The following is a 15,139-nucleotide window of genomic DNA, read 5'->3' as shown; positions in this document are numbered from 1 at the left end:
AGTGTATATATCGACGTCCCGGCGCCCGTCGGCGGGACGATTCCGCGGCCCTCGAGACCCACTTTGACCAGAAAGCCCCGCGAGCTCGTCTCGCCTCCGCCCGCCCTTCCGTCCCGAGAGGACATTCTCGCCTTCATCGCCCGCGAGCGCGAGGCGATGAGCCGCGCCGGCAATACGGGAAAAATCGGCAAGCGCGAGATCGCGCGCGCTTTCGGCGTCAAAGGCGCCGATCGGATCGGGCTGAAGCGCCTCTTGGCCGAGCTCGAGTCCGAAGGCGCGCTGGAGCGGCGCGGCAAGCGGCTCACCCGCCCGGGCGTGCTGCCCGCCGTGGTGCTGGCCGACATAGTGGGACGCGACCACGACGGCGAGCTGATCGCCGCGCCGGCCGAATGGGACGCCGACGAGCTCGGCCCCCCTCCCCGCATCCGCATCTCCGCGCCGCGCCGGCCCAAGCCCGGCGAGCCTCTGCCCGGCGTCGGCGACCGCGCGCTGGTGCGCGCCGAGCCGGACCGCGACGCCGGCCCGAATGATCCGCCCTACGCAGGCCGCGTCGTGAAGCTGCTGTCCAAGGCGCGCGCGCGCATCATGGGCGTGCTGCGCATCGCCGCCAATGGCGTCGCGCATATCGAGCCGGTCGAAAAGAAGCAGGCCGGCCGCGAGCTCGCCATAGCGGCGGAGGATCGCGGCGACGCGAAGGACGGCGATCTGGTCTCCGTCGATCTCGTCGGCAAGACGCGGCTCGGCGCGCCGCGCGCCCGCGTGCGCGAGACGCTCGGCTCGCTGGCGACGGAAAAGGCGATCAGCATGATCGCGCTGCGCGTCCACGGCATTCCGGACGAGTTCCGCGCCGAGGCGATCGCCGAGGCCGAGGCGGCCAAGGCCGCGCGCCTCGAGGCGCATCGCGAGGATTGGCGCGAGCTGCCGCTCGTCACCATCGATCCGCCCGACGCCAAGGACCATGACGACGCCGTCTTCGCCGAGCCGGACACCGCGCCGGACAATGACGGCGGCCATATCGTGACGGTCGCCATCGCCGACGTCGCCTATTATGTCCGCCCGCATTCGGCGCTCGACAAGGATGCGCTGGAGCGCGGCAATTCGGTCTATTTCCCCGACCGCGTCGTGCCCATGCTGCCGGAGCGCATCTCCAACGATCTCTGCTCGCTGAAGCCGCACGAGGATCGGCCGGCGCTCGCCGTGCGCATGCGCATCACGGACAAAGGCCATAAGCTCGACCATACGTTCCATCGCGTGATGATGCGCTCCAAGGCCAAGCTCAATTACGCGCAGGCGCAGGAGGCGCTCGACGGACGGCCGGACGAGATTTGCGCGCCGCTGATGAGCAGCGTGCTGGAGCCGCTGTTTCGCGCCTATAAATCGGCCGATCAGGCGCGCGAGCTCCGCGCGCCGCTGGAGCTGGAGCTGCCCGAGCGCAAGATTCTATTGAAAGCCGACGGCACGGTGGATCGCATCGTCGTGCCGCCGCGCCTTTCGACGCATCGGCTCATCGAGGAGTTCATGATCCTCGCCAATGTGGCGGCGGCGGAGGTTCTCGAGGAGAACCGCCAGCAGCTCATCTACCGCGCCCATGACGAGCCCTCGCGCGAGAAAGTGGCGGCGCTCTCGGAATTCCTCTCGACGATCGGCGTGAAGCTCGCCAAGGGCCAGGTGCTGCGGCCCTCGCATTTCAACGTCATTCTCGCCCGCGTGCGCGGCAAGGAGCATGAGAACATCGTCAATGAGATCATTCTGCGCACGCAGGCGCAGGCCGAATATACGCATGAGAATTACGGCCACTTCGGCCTCAATCTGCGCCGCTACGCGCATTTCACCTCGCCCATCCGCCGCTACGCCGATCTCGTCGTGCATCGCGCGCTGATCCGCGCGCTGAGCTTCGGCCCCGGCGCCATGCCGGATATTTCGGCCGGCGAGCTCGCCGAGGTGGCGGCGCGCATCTCCGGCGCCGAGCGGCGCGCAATGGCGGCGGAGCGCGAGACCATCGATCGGCTGATCGCCACCCATCTCGCGGCGCAGATCGGCGCGCGCTTTCCGGCGCGCATCTCGGGCGTGACGCGCGTCGGCTTGTTCGTGCGGCTGCTCGACACCGGCGCCGACGGCTTCATCCCGGCGGCGACGCTCGGCCGCGAATATTTTCGCTACGACGAGGCCGGCCATGCGCTGACCAGCGGCTCGGGCGAGAGCTTTCGCCTCGGCGACATTATCGAGGCCAGGCTCGTCGAGGCGACGCCGATCGCCGGCGCGCTGCGCTTCGAGGTGGCGAGCGGCGCCCGCAGATCGACGCCGACGAAGAGCGGCCGGCTCTCGGGACGCGGCCGCGTCGAGCGCGCGAAGCAGAAGCGGCGCTGACGAGACGACCTCCCGTTCGGTGAAACTTTCGCCACGAGCGCGGTCGCAGCGCTCCAGCGCCCGATATCTCCACGCGAACGACCGGCCGCTGCGGCCGGTCTCGTCCGGCGGGGATTCGCATGAAGTGGAAGACGGCCGTCGCTCTGCTCTTGGTTCTGCTCGGCGCAGGAAGCGCCGCCGCGCAGACCCCGCCCGCGCGCTCCGTCAAAGTGGCCGCGGTGGATTTCATCCCCGCCTGGGGCGATCTCGACGGCAATATTCGCCGCCTCGTCGACGCGGCCGAGGAGGTCGGACGGCAAGGCGTGACCTTCGCCGTTTTTCCGGAGACGGCCGTCTCCGGCTATTTGTTCAGCGATCCGTCACAGATCGCGCCCTATCTCGACACCATCCCCGGCGACACGACGAAAGCGCTGCTGCCCGTCCTCGCGCGGACGGGCCTGTATATGAGCGTCGGGATCGCCGAGCGGGATGCGGAGACCGGCCTCGCCTATAATACGGCCGTGCTGCTCGGCCCGAAGGGCCTCATCGGCAAATATCGCAAGAACGGCCTCAATCCGCAGGACCAAAAAGTCTTCGCGCCCGGCGACACCGGCGTTCCGGTCTTCGACACGCCGCTCGGCCGCATCGCGCTGCTGATCTGCTACGACGACACCTATTGGCAATATGCGCGCCTCGCGGCGTTGCGCGGGGCAAAGATCATCGCATGGCACTCGGTCTCGGACCGCGTGACGCCGGGGACGCCGGCCGCGCAATCCAAGGGCGATCACTCGACCGTCTCCAACGTCCAATATATGAGCGCGCAGAACGGCGTCTTCGTGATCGGCGCGACCCGCAGCGGCGTCGAGACCAACCCCATCACCGGCGGCGCGCTCTATTACAATGGCGGCTCGAGCATATGGTCGCCGCAGGGCCACAAGCTCATTCAGGCGCCCGTCGTTCCGCCGGAGGAGCTGCCGCCCGGGCTCCACGGCGTCTACGCCACGGAGATCGCCCCGGCGGACGCCGACGAGATCCGCACGGAACGGCTGGCCCTGCGCCGGCCGGAGCTCTACACGCCATGGCTCGCGCTCCATCGCAGCCCCGTGGACCCGAACGCCGCCAAGACGAGGCGCAAGGCGACGCTGGTCGCCGCGCAATGGCCCGAGGGGGCGTCGCTGATGGACAAGACGAAGCCGCAGAAGGGCTCGCTGACCGTGCTTCCCGAGCTGTCCAGCCTTCCCTCCGGCCTTCCGCCGGACGCGATCAAGGCCCGCGCGGAAGAACGAGACGGTCCCTTCGAGCGCGCGCTCGGCGCTCTCGCCCGCACGCATAAGGCCTATGTGGCGGGGAGCTATCCCGAGCGTGCGGGTGAGCGCGTCTTTCATACGGTCGCGCTCGCCGGGCCTGATGGAGCCATTCTCGGCCGCTATCGCGCGACGCATCCGGATGCGGCGCGACGCTGGGCGACGCCGGGCGACGAGATCGCCGTCATCGAGACGCCGCTCGGCCGTATCGGCCTCGCCACGGCGGACGAGCTGGCGACGCCGGAGCTCGGCGGTCTCTATGGGGTCCAGCGAGTCGATATTCTCGCCGCGCCGGCTGGCGCGCCCTCGCCGCTGAAGGTCGAGATCGATTCGGCCCTGTTCGGCGTTCCCGATCCGCCCACCGGCCGCGCCGATTTCTTCCCCTATGCCGCGGCGAAGCAGAATCAGCTCTGGCTGGTGAGCGGCGGCCGTCGCGTCGGCGACGCCACGGCCGCGGGAATCTATGGGCCGGAGCCGGTCGTCTCCACGCCGACCCTCACCGCGGCGCCGGGCGCCGCCGATGTGCGCCATCAGACGGAGATTCCGGCGGTGGGCACATGGATCGATCAGAGCCAGCTGATCGACGGCCAGCAGGCGCAATGGTTCATTCCTCTCACCCAGCCGAAGGACAGCGCGTGCCTGAAACGCTGGCGAGACGGCGGCGCCTGTCCGGGGCGCTGACGCGCGGCGACTCGCTCAGACGCGCGCCGAAAAGCGGCGGGCGGAGTCGGCGCGCATCAAAATCTCCGGCATTTGCGTCTCCGACGCCGAATATGCGGGTGATCGGGCTTGAAACGGCCCATTATAAGCGAATTCGGAGAGATCGCGCCGACCCGCCCGCCTTGACAAAGGCGCCCGCGTCCTTATGGTGCCGGCCAATTCGCCGCCGGGTTCGTGAGGATCGGGACCGGAGCGAGAGTGTCCCCTCACAAGTTCAGGACTGACGGCAATGGCCAAATCCGCCATGATCAAGATCAAGCTTCTGTCGACGGCCGACACGGGCTCCTTCTATGTGACGAAGAAGAACGCCCGCACCAAGACCGAGAAGCTCGTGTTCAAGAAATACGATCCGGTCGTGCGCAAGCATGTCGAGTTCAAGGAAACCAAGATCAAGTGAGGCGAGGCGGGCCTTCCCGCCTCTTCCCTCTGCGAAACGTAACGGGTCTCGATACGAAGCCGAGCCCCGAAACGATACCGAGCCTGAAAACGAAACCAAGCCTGGAAACGAAACGAGCCCGGAACGGAAAAATCCGTTCCGGGCTCGTTTCGTTTCCAGGCCGAGAGGAGGAGATTATTTCCCCCTCCTCGTCTCGCCCTCCGGCTGTCGGCCGCCTTCGTTTCCCCTGAAACGAAGGCGGCCGACTGGCGCTGGCTTTAAGGAGGCCACTCCAACCAACGCCAGCCGGCCAACCCCACGGACCCAGGAGATGCGGCGGACCTGAGCACTCCGCAGGGTATTCGAAGTTGTTTGCCGATACGCACCGAACACAAAGCACGCGCTGGGGTCTTGTTTTTCTTACCCAGCGACGCTGCCTGACGCGCACCTCGTTTTGGCATGGCTGAGGTTAGCTCAGCTGTATAAAAATGCAACCTTCTGGCAAGATTTTCTACAAGTTTCGGGATGTTAGGGAAAAAACAGTGGGTTGCGAATCGCCATCGCCGCCCTGCGCCCCGTCTGTCCGGTTCGGGCGCTGCTGATTTTCACGCCGCCTTTGCTCGGGATCGAGCTTTGTGGCAAACCCACCCGGCCGGGCGCCTTCGAAAACGACAGGCGGCCGGCCACCAAGCAGAGCGCCGGCGCCGGCGCGGGAGGAAATATCGATGACGATGCCAGGTCTTGAGATGCCAGGTCTTGAAAAGCGCGATCTCGGGATGCGCGGTCTCGGATTGGCGCTGGCTTGCGCGGCGGCCCTGGCGCTCGCCGCCTGCAACGGCGGCGGCGAGCCCAATGACGCCATCGGCGCCAAGGTGCTGCGCAATCTGTTCTCCAAGCAGGGCGTCAGCGGCAAGCTGATCTCCTTCCGGAAGACCGACGGCCGCGCGCTGAAAACGCCGAGCACGGAAGCCTATGAGCTCTGGTACGAGGCGGAGGTGCAATTCCCCGACGCCTATGAGGTGAATTGCACGGACGAGCGCGCGCGCGGCCGCTGCGCCTATCTCGGCCTGGCGCAGAGCCAGAGCTTCCAGAAGGGCGAGGTGCTGAAGGCCGAAGGCACGCTGCATTTCGTGCGAACCGACAAGGGTTGGATCGGCGAGGACCAGAACGCCTACTGAAGGCTGCTCGCGAGAGCCGCGGCGCGACGAAGGAGAGCCGCCCCATCATGGCCCGTCCCATGGCCCGTCCGCTCGTCGTCATCCCCGCCCGCATGGGCTCCTCCCGCCTTCCGGGCAAGGCTCTCGCGCCGATCGCCGGCCGGCCGATGATCCTGCATGTGCTGGACAGAGCGCTCGCCGCCGCCATCGGCCCCGTCGCGGTCGCGACCGACTCGGCGCAGATCGCGCGCATTGTCGAGGCGGCGGGCGGGCGCGTGGTGATCACCGGCGGCGATCACGCCTGCGGCAGCGACCGCATCGGCGAGGCGCTCGGCGCGCTCGATCCGGCCGCCGTCCATGACGTCATCGTCAATCTCCAGGGCGACCAGCCCGATATCGCGCCCGGCGCGCTCGCGGCCGCGCTGGAGCCGCTGGAGGACCCCTTGGTCGACATCGCCACGCTGGCGGCCCCGGCCGGCCCGGGCGAACGCGACGATCCCAATGTCGTCAAGCTGATCGGCGCCGAGGTCGCGCCGCGGCGGATGCGCGCGCTCTATTTCACCCGCGCCCCCGCGCCGCATGGCGAGGGCCCGCATCTGCATCATATCGGCGTCTACGCCTTTCGCCGCGCGGCGCTGGCGCGCTTCACCGGCCTGCCGCCCTCCCCGCTCGAGATTCGCGAGCGGCTGGAGCAGCTGCGGGCGCTCGAGGCCGGGATGCGCATCGACGCCATGATCCTGGACAAAGCGGCGCGCGGGGTGGATACCAGCGCCGATCTGCAACGCCTGCGCGAGGCGCAGGACCAAGTCGAACGGAGCCGTCGATGAGCGAGCGGCCGAAAATCGCCTATCAGGGCGAGCCCGGCGCCAATTCCGACATCGCCTGCCGGGACGCCTTTCCCGATTGCGAGCCGCTGCCCTGCGCGAGCTTCGAGGACGCCTTCGCCGCGGTCACCGAGGGCGTCGCGACGCTGGGGATGATCCCGATCGAGAATTCGATCGCCGGCCGCGTGGCGGATATTCATCATTTCCTGCCCAACGCCGGGCTCTACATTCTCGGCGAATATTTTCTGCCCATCCATTTTCAGCTGATGGCCCCGCGCGGCGCGACGCGCGAGACGCTGCGCGGCGTCTATAGCCATGTGCATGCGCTCGGCCAGTGCCGCAGGATCATCCGCCAGCTCGGACTCGCCGCCCATACGGCCGGCGACACTGCCGGCGCCGCGCGCGAGGTCGCCGAATGGAACGACGTGACCAAGGCCGCGCTGGCGCCGCGCCTCGCCGCGGACATTTACGGGCTCGACATTCTCGCCGAGAATGTCGAGGACGCCGCGCATAACACGACGCGCTTCGTCATATTGTCGAAGACGTCGAAATGGGCGGCGCCGGGCAATGGCCCGACGATGACGAGCTTCGTCTTCCGCGTGCGCAATGTGCCGGCGGCGCTCTACAAGGCGCTCGGCGGCTTCGCCACCAATGGCGTGAACATGACCAAGCTGGAGAGCTACATGGTCGACGGGGAGTTCGCGGCGACGCGCTTCCTCGCCGATGTCGACGGCCATCCGGAGGAGCCGCCGCTCGCCCGCGCGCTCGATGAATTGCGGTTCTTCTCCAAGGAGCTGGAGATCATCGGCGTCTATCCGGCGCACCGCTTCCGCCTGGAGAACAAGCGCCCGTTCGAATATGGCGATTAGACTTGGCGACGCGCGTCGGGAATGACGGCCGACCGAAGCATTTCAGCCGGGAGACAACCCATGCCCGCTTATGACAACGACAATGTGTTCGCCAAAATCCTGCGCGGAGAGATTCCCGCGCATAAAGTCTACGAGGACGATGTCGCGCTCGCGATGATGGACATCATGCCGCGCGCCGAAGGCCATGTGCTGGTGATCCCGAAGGTCGCCGCGCGCGGACTCCTGGACATAGACCCGGCCGCCCTTTCCGCGCTGGTCACGCGCGTGCAGCATGTCGCCAAAGCCGCCAAGGAGGCCTTCGCCGCCGACGGGCTGACGCTGCAGCAGTTCAACGAGAGCGCCGGCGGACAGGTGATCTTTCACCTGCATTTCCACATTCTGCCGCGCTTCGAGGGCGTCGCCCTGCGGCCGCCGGGAACCATGGCCGACAGCGAGAAGCTGAAGGCGCAGGCCGCGAAGATCAAAGCCGCGCTCGGCCCGTTCCAGGGCTGAGCCGCTTCATTCCAGCACCAGCGCGGCGAAGCGCCGGCTGGCCGCATGGGCGAAACGCTCGACGGGCTGGAAGAGCACGGCCGCGACGACCGAGAGAAGGATCGTCGCCGCCGAGATCGCGATGGCCAGCGGCAGAGTGATCCGGTTTCCGGCGAAAACGATCAACGCCGAGGTCGCCGTCGCGATCACCACATAATGGACGAGATAGAGTGGGAAGGAGATTTTCGCGAGGAAGCGCGACACCGCGTTTTCGGCGAGGAAATCCGAGAGCCTGCGCCAGCGCAGCGCCACAGCGACGATCGCGACGGCGAGGATCACATGCGCATGAGGGGCGGCCCCGGCCGTCATCGACCAGGCGGCGAGCGCATAGAGCGCCGCGGCAATGACGATCTTCGCCGCGAGCGTGTCGAGAAAAGCGAGACGTCGCGGCGCCGGCGCCGCCAGCGCGCCCGTCAGTCGCGCCTTTCCGATGAGCGCGCCGAAGAGAAAGGCCGCGAGATAGGGAAAGAGCAGCATCAAAAAGCAAGCGCCGATCGCGATGGAGCGCTCGGGCCGTTTCATCGCCGGATAGCAGGCGAGCAGCAGAAACAGCGCCAGCGAGCCGACCATCTCCCAGGGCATGGTCCACAGGAAGGGCAGCACCGGCCCCCATTCGAAAGGCTTCGTATAGACGTTGCAGAACGCCCATTTCAGCGCCTGCGCGAGGCTCAGCCCCGTCTCACCGGCGATGGCGGCGAGGCCCGACGCGATATGCGAGGCCTCGCCGAGCCGCGCCAAGCCCAAGCGCTCCGCGAGAATAAGGAGCAGAACCGTCGCGACGATCGGCGTCGTCAGGCGGATATAGCGGCGCAGCGCCGCCGAGAGAATGTATTCGCCGCCGCCGCCCGCAAAGAAGGGCGCGCTCAGCGCCGCGCCGGAGACGACGAAGAAGACGCTCACATCGAGCGAGCCGTCGACGAGCCCGGCCGTCCATGAATTGCGGAGAACGGCGAAATTCTCGCCGAAGGTCTGCCATGTCGAATGGAAGAGCAGCACGGAGAACGCCGCCCAGCCGCGCAATCCGTCGAGCTCGCGAAGCCGCAGGCGCGACGATCGCGCTTCGGCTCGCGCAGAGGAGGCCGATGAGGAATAGACGTGAATGTCGTCGGAGCTCTGAAGTATGTCCGACATGAGGGTTCCTGCCGCTGCTACGGTCGATGCGACAGATTAGAGACGGCTGTCGCAGCCAGCAATGGCTTTGCCGTTTTATGTATAAATTTTATGCAATGTGTTTAATAGCTTAGACTTGGCGATAACGGCGACGTTTCAGGCGCGCCGGAAGAGCTTTCGCAGCTCGATCTTGGCCTTTTCCAATATGCGCAGGCGCTCCGCCGGCAGGCCGCGGCCGGCGCGATTGATGTAGAAATTCAGCATGGACATCGCCGAGCGGAAGGGCGCGCTCTTGCGGCGCAGGCTCGACTCCGCCGATTGCTTCAGCGAGCGCGCTATGGCGCCGGGATCGTCGAGCGTGAAGACGTCGGGCTCGAGGTCCAGCGCATTGCTCTCGCGCCCGACCTCGGCCGACCAATAGGATGATTTGGCTTTTTCGCCGCTCACGCGGCGCGCGCGCTCTGGCAATGATGGCCGCCGGGCTGGGAAACGCCGCGCAAGGCCGCGCCGCTGAGGCCGGCGTCGCGATCCATGGCGAGATCGGCGAGCGAGACGATGCCGACGAGGCGCTTGCGGCGATCGAGCACCGGCAATCGGCGCAATTGCTGCTCGGCCATGTTCTGCGCGACATCCTCGACGTCGTGATCCTCATAGCAATAGCGAACGTCTCTCGTCATGATGTCGCGAATCTTGGTCTCGGCGCCCTTGCCCGCGGCCACGGCGCGCAAAGCGATGTCGCGGTCGCTGACCATGCCGACGAGCCGGTCGTTCTCACCGACCGGCAGAAGGCCGACATCGAGATCGGCCATGCGTCGCGCCGCGTCGCAGATCGTCTGATCGGGTTCGACGAGACAGACTTCGCGCGTCATTATGTCCTGAACTTTCATCATTCGCCTCCATGGTAGGAAAGGGCCTGGTTCCGCGAGGGAAACGGGCGGGCCCGGCGAAGGTTCCGCGCGTCTCAGCGCGCCAGCAGCGCGATCGCGACGCCGCAGGCCAGCGCCAGCGCCGAAGCGGCGGCGACGCGGAAGCCGAGGCCCGAGCCGGCGATCCACCAGGTCAGCGCCGCCTTGGCGAGCGTGTTGACGGCGACGGCGAGGCCGATCGAGGCGGCCGCGACATCGAGCGCGAGCGTCGCGCGATCGAGCCGCGCCACCGACAACGTGATGGGATCGACATCGACGAGGCCGGAGATCGCCGCCACCGCGAGCGCGCCGGCGCCGCCGGCCATGCGCATGGCGAGACGCGACAGGATCGCGATCACGGTGAGCAACGCGCCGAATTCGAGCACGGCGCCGAGATCGAGCGGATTCTTCGGCGCGAAGCCCGCGCCGGCCGGAACCGCCGTTGCGCGGCGCATGAAGGCGGCCGCGCAGAGCAGCATCACGACCCCGCCTGCGGCCAGCGGCGGCGCGAGCGCGCCGAGCAGCTCGGCGTCGATCAATGCGACAATGGCCAGCACGCGGAACACCATCGTCGCGTTGGCGAACAATGCGCCCGCCGCAAAGAGCGACGCGCCGCCGCTCTGCTCGCGGGAGAGCCGCGCCATCGTCATCGTGGCGGCGGTGGAGGAGACGAGACCTCCGGCGATTCCGGTCAGCGCCACGCCGCGCGCGCCGCCCGCGGCCTTCATGACGACATAGCCGAGGAAGGAGATGACCGCGATCAGCACGGTCATCAGCCAAATCTCATGCGGATTGACCGCCTGCCATGGATCGACGGCGCGGTCGGGCAGCAGCGGCAGCAGAATGACCGTCATGGCGGCCAGCGTCAGGCCGGAGCGCAGCTCCTCCCAGCTCAGGCGCCGCAGCCAGCCATGGGCGGCGGCTTTCAGCGCCAGCAATCCCGCCGTCGCGACGCCGGCCGCCGCCGCGGCCTCGACATCGCCCACGACGGCGAAAGCGCCGAGCGCGAAGGCCAGCATCGCCGCGACCACCGTCGTCGCGCCGAAGGTGGCGTCGTGAACGATCTCGCGATAGCGAAACAGCATGATCGCGGCGGAAAACACCGCGAAGGCGAGGCCCAGCGCCACGGCGCCGCCTATGCCGGTCTGGTTCGAGATCGCGCCCCAGACGGCGCCGAGCAGCGCCGCCAGCGCATGGGTGCGGAAACCGGCGGCGCGCTCGCCCTCCTCGTCCTCGCGCGCCTGCCAACCGCGCTCCAGGCCGATCAACAGGCCGATCGCCAGCGCCACCGTCAGGCGGCGGAACAGTTCGGTCGTCTCCATGCGCCGGCCTTTCGAGAATGAAACCGTAGAAACTATAGACCGGCGCCGGCGAACATGCGCAGCGCCGCCGGCGAGACGCCTTGTCGCAGATCGAAATAGCCGCTCCAAGGATCGGCGCGCAGCGCGGCGAGCCGCCGCTCGATTTTGTCGAGACAATAGCAATCGGCGCGCTCGATCCGGCCGAGCTCCTCCCAGGAGACGGGCGTCGCCACGGCGGGCGTCTCCCGCGCGCGCGGCGAGAAAGGCGCGACCGCGCTCGCGCCGCGCTCATTGCGCCGATAGTCGATATAGATGCGGCCGACGCGCCGCGCCTTGGTCGCCATGGCGGTGAAGCGGGCCGGATCGTCGGCGGCGAGTCGCGTCGCCACGCCCTTCGCGAAGCCGGTGAAGGTCGGCCAGCCGAGCGCCGCGTCGATGGGCGCGACGACATGCATTCCTTTGCCGCCGGTGAGCAGCGCGAAGCTCGCGAGACCCGCCGCCTCGAGCAGAGCGCGGAAATCGCGGGCGGCGCGCTTCACCTCCTCGAAGGAGACCGACGGATCTGGATCGAGATCGAAGACGAGCCGATCGGGACGCTCGAGAGCGCCGATATGGGCGCCCCGAATATGCAGCTCCAGCGCGTCCATCTGCGCCGCGCCTTCGAGGCCGGAGAGATCGTCGATGACGAGAAATTCTTCGGTCCCGATCGGCGCCGCCCGCAGTCCTGGCGGCAGGCCGCGTCGGTGATGACGCTGGAAGAAGCAGTCCTGCGCGGCGCCGTTCGGACAGCGCAGCAGCGACAGAGGACGCCCCGCTATATGCGGCAGAGCGAAAGGCGCGACACGGCGCCAATAGTCGACGAGCCGCTGCTTGGTGACATGGACGGCGGCCGGATAGAGCGGCTTGTCCGGGTTGGTGAGGCGGATCATCGGCGATCTCCCGGCTCCGGTCGCGGCGACAGGCCGAAGCTTTCCTGATCCCGAGGAGCGGCCGCAGGACGCGTCTCGAAGGACGCGGAAAGCGTTACGCGCCGCCTCATGGAGCTCGCCCTCGTGCTTCGAGACGGCTCCTGCGGAGCCTCCTCGGCATGAGGGCGAGGATGGTTGTCGCTCACCCTATTTTCCCCTCACCTCGCGCGCGGGCTTGTCCTCGCGCAGCGCGACGAAAACCGGATGACGCAGCAGGCCCTCCTTCGTGCGCTCCGTATAATCGATCTCGACCACGATCCGTGGCGCGACATAACGCGCCTGCCGCGCGATCTCCGCAGGCAGAGCGACAAAAGGCGATGTCTTGCGTTCGCGCGCGCGCAGCGCTGCGCCGATCCGGGCGAGATCGCCGTCGGAAAAGCCGGCGCCGACGCGGCCGCGATACTGCAAAGCGCCATCGACGAATTCGCCGAGCAGCAGCGAGGCGAAGTCGCGGCCCTTCTTCGTCGAAGGTCGGTAGCCGCCGACGACGAACTCGTCACGGCCCAGACATTTGACCTTGATCCAGGCGCGCGTGCGCCGCGAGAGATAGGGCCGATCGATGCGCTTGGAGACGACGCCCTCCAGCCCCATGCGGCGGCACTCGGCGAGACAGCGCGCGCCGGCGCCGATCACATGGCCGCTATAGCGTAGGGCGGACGGCGCCTCCTGCAAAAGCGCGGCGAGACGCGCCTTGCGCTCGAGCAGGCCCTCTCTCGAAATATCCTTTCCGTCGAGCTCCAGCAGATCGAAAGCGTAGAAGACGAGCGCGCGCGGGCGCTTCTCGAGCATCTTCTGCAGCAGGCCGAAATCGCTGCGGCCTGTTTCGTCCAGCGAGACGATCTCGCCGTCGAGCAGCGCGCTTCGCATCGGCAATTGCGCGGCGGCTTCGGCGATCGCTGAAAACCTCTTCGTCCAGTCGAGGCCGGAGCGCGTATAGACGCGGCTCTCGCCGCCGGCCGTGGCGACGAGCGCGCGATAGCCGTCGAATTTGATCTCATGCAGCCAATCCTCGCCCGCGGGCGGCTCGGCGGCCTGTGTCGCGAGCTGCGGCGCGCGGAATTTCGGCAAGGGCGGCGGGCGGGAAGCGCCCTCGGCGATCTCCTCGAAGCTGCGGCCGGTCGCGACGCTGCGCATCCATTCATGCATCGGATCGAGGTCGGCGTCTGCTTTCGCATCCTTCATTTTGACGAGCAGCCAATTCTCCTTCGTCTCGCCGCGGCCGCGCGGCATGCGCACCAGCGCGAAGCCGCCCCTCAGCCGCTCGCCGTCCAAAATGAACTCGAGACGTCCGTCCTCCAGGCCGCGACGGGAATCGCCCTTCGGCGTCCAGCGGCCGCGATCCCACAGCATGACCTCGCCGCCGCCATGCTGACCCTTCGGGATCGTCCCCTCGAAGCTTCCATAGTCGAGCGGATGATCCTCCGTGCGCACGGCGAGGCGCTTCTCGCGCGGGTCGAGGCTGGGGCCGCGCGTGACCGCCCAGCTCTTCAGCACGCCGTCCAGCTCCAGACGCAAGTCGAAATGCAGCCGGCGCGCGCGATGCTTCTGCACGGCGTAGGCGCCCTGCCCTTTCTCGCGCACGGCGCCTTGGGGCTCGGCGGTGCGCTGAAAATCACGCTTGGCCCGATAGGCGGCGAGCGTGTCGTCCTCGTTTTCTCCACGCGCACGCGAAGAAGAGGCGGCGGCGCGAGACGATGAGCGCGCGACTCTCGATAGCGCTCCCCGCGCGCTCATGCGCGCTTCTCGGCCACTAGCTCGCGCGCTCATGCGCGCTTCTCGGCCGCTAGCCCGCGCGCTCATGCGCGCTTCTTGGCCGCTCCCGTCTTGCTCTCGCTCGTCCGGGTCGCGCTCGCCTTCTTCGTCGGCTTGGCGGCGGGCGCGGCGGCGGCGCGCGCCTTGCCGCGCGCTGGCGGCGGCGCGCTCTCGCCGACGCTGCGCTTCAAGGCCTCGATCAGATCGATGACCTTGCCGGGGCCGCGGCGCTCTTCCTCGCCGGTGGTGACGATCGCATGGCCTTCGCGCTTGCGCTCGACCAGATCGCGCAGCGCCTCGGCGTAGGAATCCTTGAAAGCCTTCGGATCGAAGGGCGCGGTCTTGCGCTCGATCAGCTCGGTCGCCAGCGCGATCATCTCGGAGTCGCTCTCGGCCTCGCCGATCTCGGCGAAATAAGGTTCATAGCCGCGAAGCTCATTGGCGTAGCGCAAGGTCTCGACCAGCAGCCCATTGCCGAGCGGCGTCACCGCGACGATGCTCTCGCGTCCGCGCATGGTGAGACGGCCGACGCCGATCTTGTTGGCGCGGCGCAGCGCCTCGTGGATCACCACATAGCCCTCGGTCGAGACGTCGCCCTCCGGCGCGAGATAGTAGGGCTTGTCGAAATAGCGCGGGTCGATCTCGTCACGGCCGACGAATTGAACCAGCTCGATCGCCTTGCCGCTGTCGAGCTTGATCTCGTCGAGCTCGTCCGGCTCCAGCACGACATAAGAATCGTCGCCGATCTCGAAGCCTTTGACGATATCGGCGGAGTCGATCGGGCCGACGCCGGGCACGACCTTCTCATAGCGCACGCGCTTGCCCGTGGGCTTGTGGATCTGATGCAGCGCCATTGTCTGGGCGCTCGCCGTCGCCGCATAGAGCTCGACGCCGATGGAGACGAGAGAGAGCCGCAGATAGCCCTGCCAATAAGCGCGTGCGCGAGGAGCCATGTGAGTGAAGACCTCTTTTGCCC

At 67.7% G+C, this 15,139-nt stretch carries 15 protein-coding genes; 8 read left to right on the top strand and 7 right to left on the bottom strand.

From position 1 onward, the window contains the following. Positions 1 to 63: 63 nt before the first annotated feature. From rnr to VIF40_RS07585, 8 genes are all read left to right on the top strand, one after another. On the top strand, positions 64 to 2,367 hold the full coding sequence (gene rnr, locus VIF40_RS07620) for a ribonuclease R (RefSeq protein ID WP_414684768.1): 2,304 nt from the start codon (positions 64 to 66) through the stop codon (positions 2,365 to 2,367). Positions 2,368 to 2,486: 119 nt separating this feature from the next. Beyond that, on the top strand, positions 2,487 to 4,331 hold the full coding sequence (locus tag VIF40_RS07615) for a nitrilase-related carbon-nitrogen hydrolase (RefSeq protein WP_331936927.1): 1,845 nt from the start codon (positions 2,487 to 2,489) through the stop codon (positions 4,329 to 4,331). 268 nt (positions 4,332 to 4,599) lie between these two features. Then, entirely contained in the window at positions 4,600 to 4,767 is a 168-nt protein-coding gene (gene rpmG, locus VIF40_RS07610) for a 50S ribosomal protein L33 (protein ID WP_108918013.1), read from the top strand. A gap of 526 nt (positions 4,768 to 5,293) precedes the next feature. Next, positions 5,294 to 5,491: a hypothetical protein gene (locus VIF40_RS07605; protein ID WP_331936926.1), complete on the top strand. Its 198-nt coding sequence runs from the start codon at positions 5,294 to 5,296 to the stop codon at positions 5,489 to 5,491. Positions 5,492 to 5,522: 31 nt separating this feature from the next. After that, positions 5,523 to 5,924: a hypothetical protein gene (locus tag VIF40_RS07600; RefSeq protein ID WP_331936925.1), complete on the top strand. Its 402-nt coding sequence runs from the start codon at positions 5,523 to 5,525 to the stop codon at positions 5,922 to 5,924. Between the two features lie 59 nt (positions 5,925 to 5,983). Continuing rightward, positions 5,984 to 6,730 (top strand): 3-deoxy-manno-octulosonate cytidylyltransferase, encoded by a 747-nt coding sequence (locus tag VIF40_RS07595; protein WP_331936945.1) that lies wholly within the window; start codon positions 5,984 to 5,986, stop codon positions 6,728 to 6,730. Beyond that, the gene (locus tag VIF40_RS07590; protein ID WP_331936924.1) at positions 6,727 to 7,596 is read left to right on the top strand and encodes a prephenate dehydratase; all 870 of its coding nucleotides are present in this window, start codon (positions 6,727 to 6,729) and stop codon (positions 7,594 to 7,596) included. The genes VIF40_RS07595 and VIF40_RS07590 overlap by 4 nt, the downstream gene beginning before the upstream one ends. A gap of 60 nt (positions 7,597 to 7,656) precedes the next feature. After that, a complete protein-coding gene (locus tag VIF40_RS07585; protein WP_331936923.1) occupies positions 7,657 to 8,088 on the top strand; it encodes an HIT family protein in 432 nt (143 codons plus the stop codon). A 6-nt stretch (positions 8,089 to 8,094) separates the two neighbouring features. On the opposite strand, the gene VIF40_RS07580 is transcribed toward VIF40_RS07585, so the two are convergent. The 7 genes from VIF40_RS07580 to VIF40_RS07550 form a co-directional block, all read right to left on the bottom strand. Next, positions 8,095 to 9,258: an acyltransferase gene (locus VIF40_RS07580; protein ID WP_331936922.1), complete on the bottom strand. Its 1,164-nt coding sequence runs from the start codon at positions 9,256 to 9,258 to the stop codon at positions 8,095 to 8,097. Positions 9,259 to 9,393: 135 nt separating this feature from the next. Continuing rightward, entirely contained in the window at positions 9,394 to 9,684 is a 291-nt protein-coding gene (locus tag VIF40_RS07575; protein WP_331936921.1) for a DUF3175 domain-containing protein, read from the bottom strand. After that, positions 9,681 to 10,124 carry a CBS domain-containing protein gene (locus VIF40_RS07570; protein ID WP_331936944.1) on the bottom strand — a complete coding sequence of 148 codons (444 nt, stop codon included), beginning with the start codon at positions 10,122 to 10,124 and terminating at the stop codon, positions 9,681 to 9,683. Before VIF40_RS07570 ends, VIF40_RS07575 begins: the two co-directional genes overlap by 4 nt. 74 nt (positions 10,125 to 10,198) lie before the next feature. Further along, a complete protein-coding gene (locus VIF40_RS07565) occupies positions 10,199 to 11,464 on the bottom strand; it encodes an MgtC/SapB family protein (RefSeq protein ID WP_331936920.1) in 1,266 nt (421 codons plus the stop codon). Positions 11,465 to 11,496: 32 nt separating this feature from the next. Next, positions 11,497 to 12,372 (bottom strand): non-homologous end-joining DNA ligase, encoded by an 876-nt coding sequence (gene ligD, locus VIF40_RS07560; RefSeq protein WP_331936919.1) that lies wholly within the window; start codon positions 12,370 to 12,372, stop codon positions 11,497 to 11,499. Positions 12,373 to 12,558: 186 nt separating this feature from the next. Next, a complete protein-coding gene (gene ligD, locus VIF40_RS07555; RefSeq protein WP_331936918.1) occupies positions 12,559 to 14,145 on the bottom strand; it encodes a non-homologous end-joining DNA ligase in 1,587 nt (528 codons plus the stop codon). A 62-nt stretch (positions 14,146 to 14,207) separates the two neighbouring features. Continuing rightward, the gene (locus VIF40_RS07550; RefSeq protein ID WP_331936917.1) at positions 14,208 to 15,116 is read right to left on the bottom strand and encodes a Ku protein; all 909 of its coding nucleotides are present in this window, start codon (positions 15,114 to 15,116) and stop codon (positions 14,208 to 14,210) included. Positions 15,117 to 15,139: the final 23 nt, after the last annotated feature.

The sequence above is a fragment of the Methylosinus sp. genome (assembly GCF_036560965.1).
GTDB lineage: Bacteria > Pseudomonadota > Alphaproteobacteria > Rhizobiales > Beijerinckiaceae > Methylosinus.
Note: the sequence above shows the minus strand (reverse complement) of the source record. Positions and strands in the feature narration are given on the sequence as shown.

Excerpts from the sequence above, each read along its gene's own strand:
- VIF40_RS07585 (WP_331936923.1), top strand. The coding sequence starts at position 7,657 with ATGCCCGCTTATGACAACGACAATGTGTTCGCCAAAATCCTGCGCGGA.
- VIF40_RS07590 (WP_331936924.1), top strand. The coding sequence starts at position 6,727 with ATGAGCGAGCGGCCGAAAATCGCCTATCAGGGCGAGCCCGGCGCCAAT.
- VIF40_RS07580 (WP_331936922.1), bottom strand. The coding sequence starts at position 9,258 with ATGTCGGACATACTTCAGAGCTCCGACGACATTCACGTCTATTCCTCA.
- ligD (WP_331936918.1), bottom strand. The coding sequence starts at position 14,145 with ATGAGCGCGCGGGGAGCGCTATCGAGAGTCGCGCGCTCATCGTCTCGC.
- rpmG (WP_108918013.1), top strand. The coding sequence starts at position 4,600 with ATGGCCAAATCCGCCATGATCAAGATCAAGCTTCTGTCGACGGCCGAC.
- VIF40_RS07570 (WP_331936944.1), bottom strand. The coding sequence starts at position 10,124 with ATGAAAGTTCAGGACATAATGACGCGCGAAGTCTGTCTCGTCGAACCC.
- VIF40_RS07615 (WP_331936927.1), top strand. The coding sequence starts at position 2,487 with ATGAAGTGGAAGACGGCCGTCGCTCTGCTCTTGGTTCTGCTCGGCGCA.
- ligD (WP_331936919.1), bottom strand. The coding sequence starts at position 12,372 with ATGATCCGCCTCACCAACCCGGACAAGCCGCTCTATCCGGCCGCCGTC.
- VIF40_RS07565 (WP_331936920.1), bottom strand. The coding sequence starts at position 11,464 with ATGGAGACGACCGAACTGTTCCGCCGCCTGACGGTGGCGCTGGCGATC.
- VIF40_RS07600 (WP_331936925.1), top strand. The coding sequence starts at position 5,523 with ATGCGCGGTCTCGGATTGGCGCTGGCTTGCGCGGCGGCCCTGGCGCTC.
- VIF40_RS07595 (WP_331936945.1), top strand. The coding sequence starts at position 5,984 with ATGGCCCGTCCGCTCGTCGTCATCCCCGCCCGCATGGGCTCCTCCCGC.
- VIF40_RS07550 (WP_331936917.1), bottom strand. The coding sequence starts at position 15,116 with ATGGCTCCTCGCGCACGCGCTTATTGGCAGGGCTATCTGCGGCTCTCT.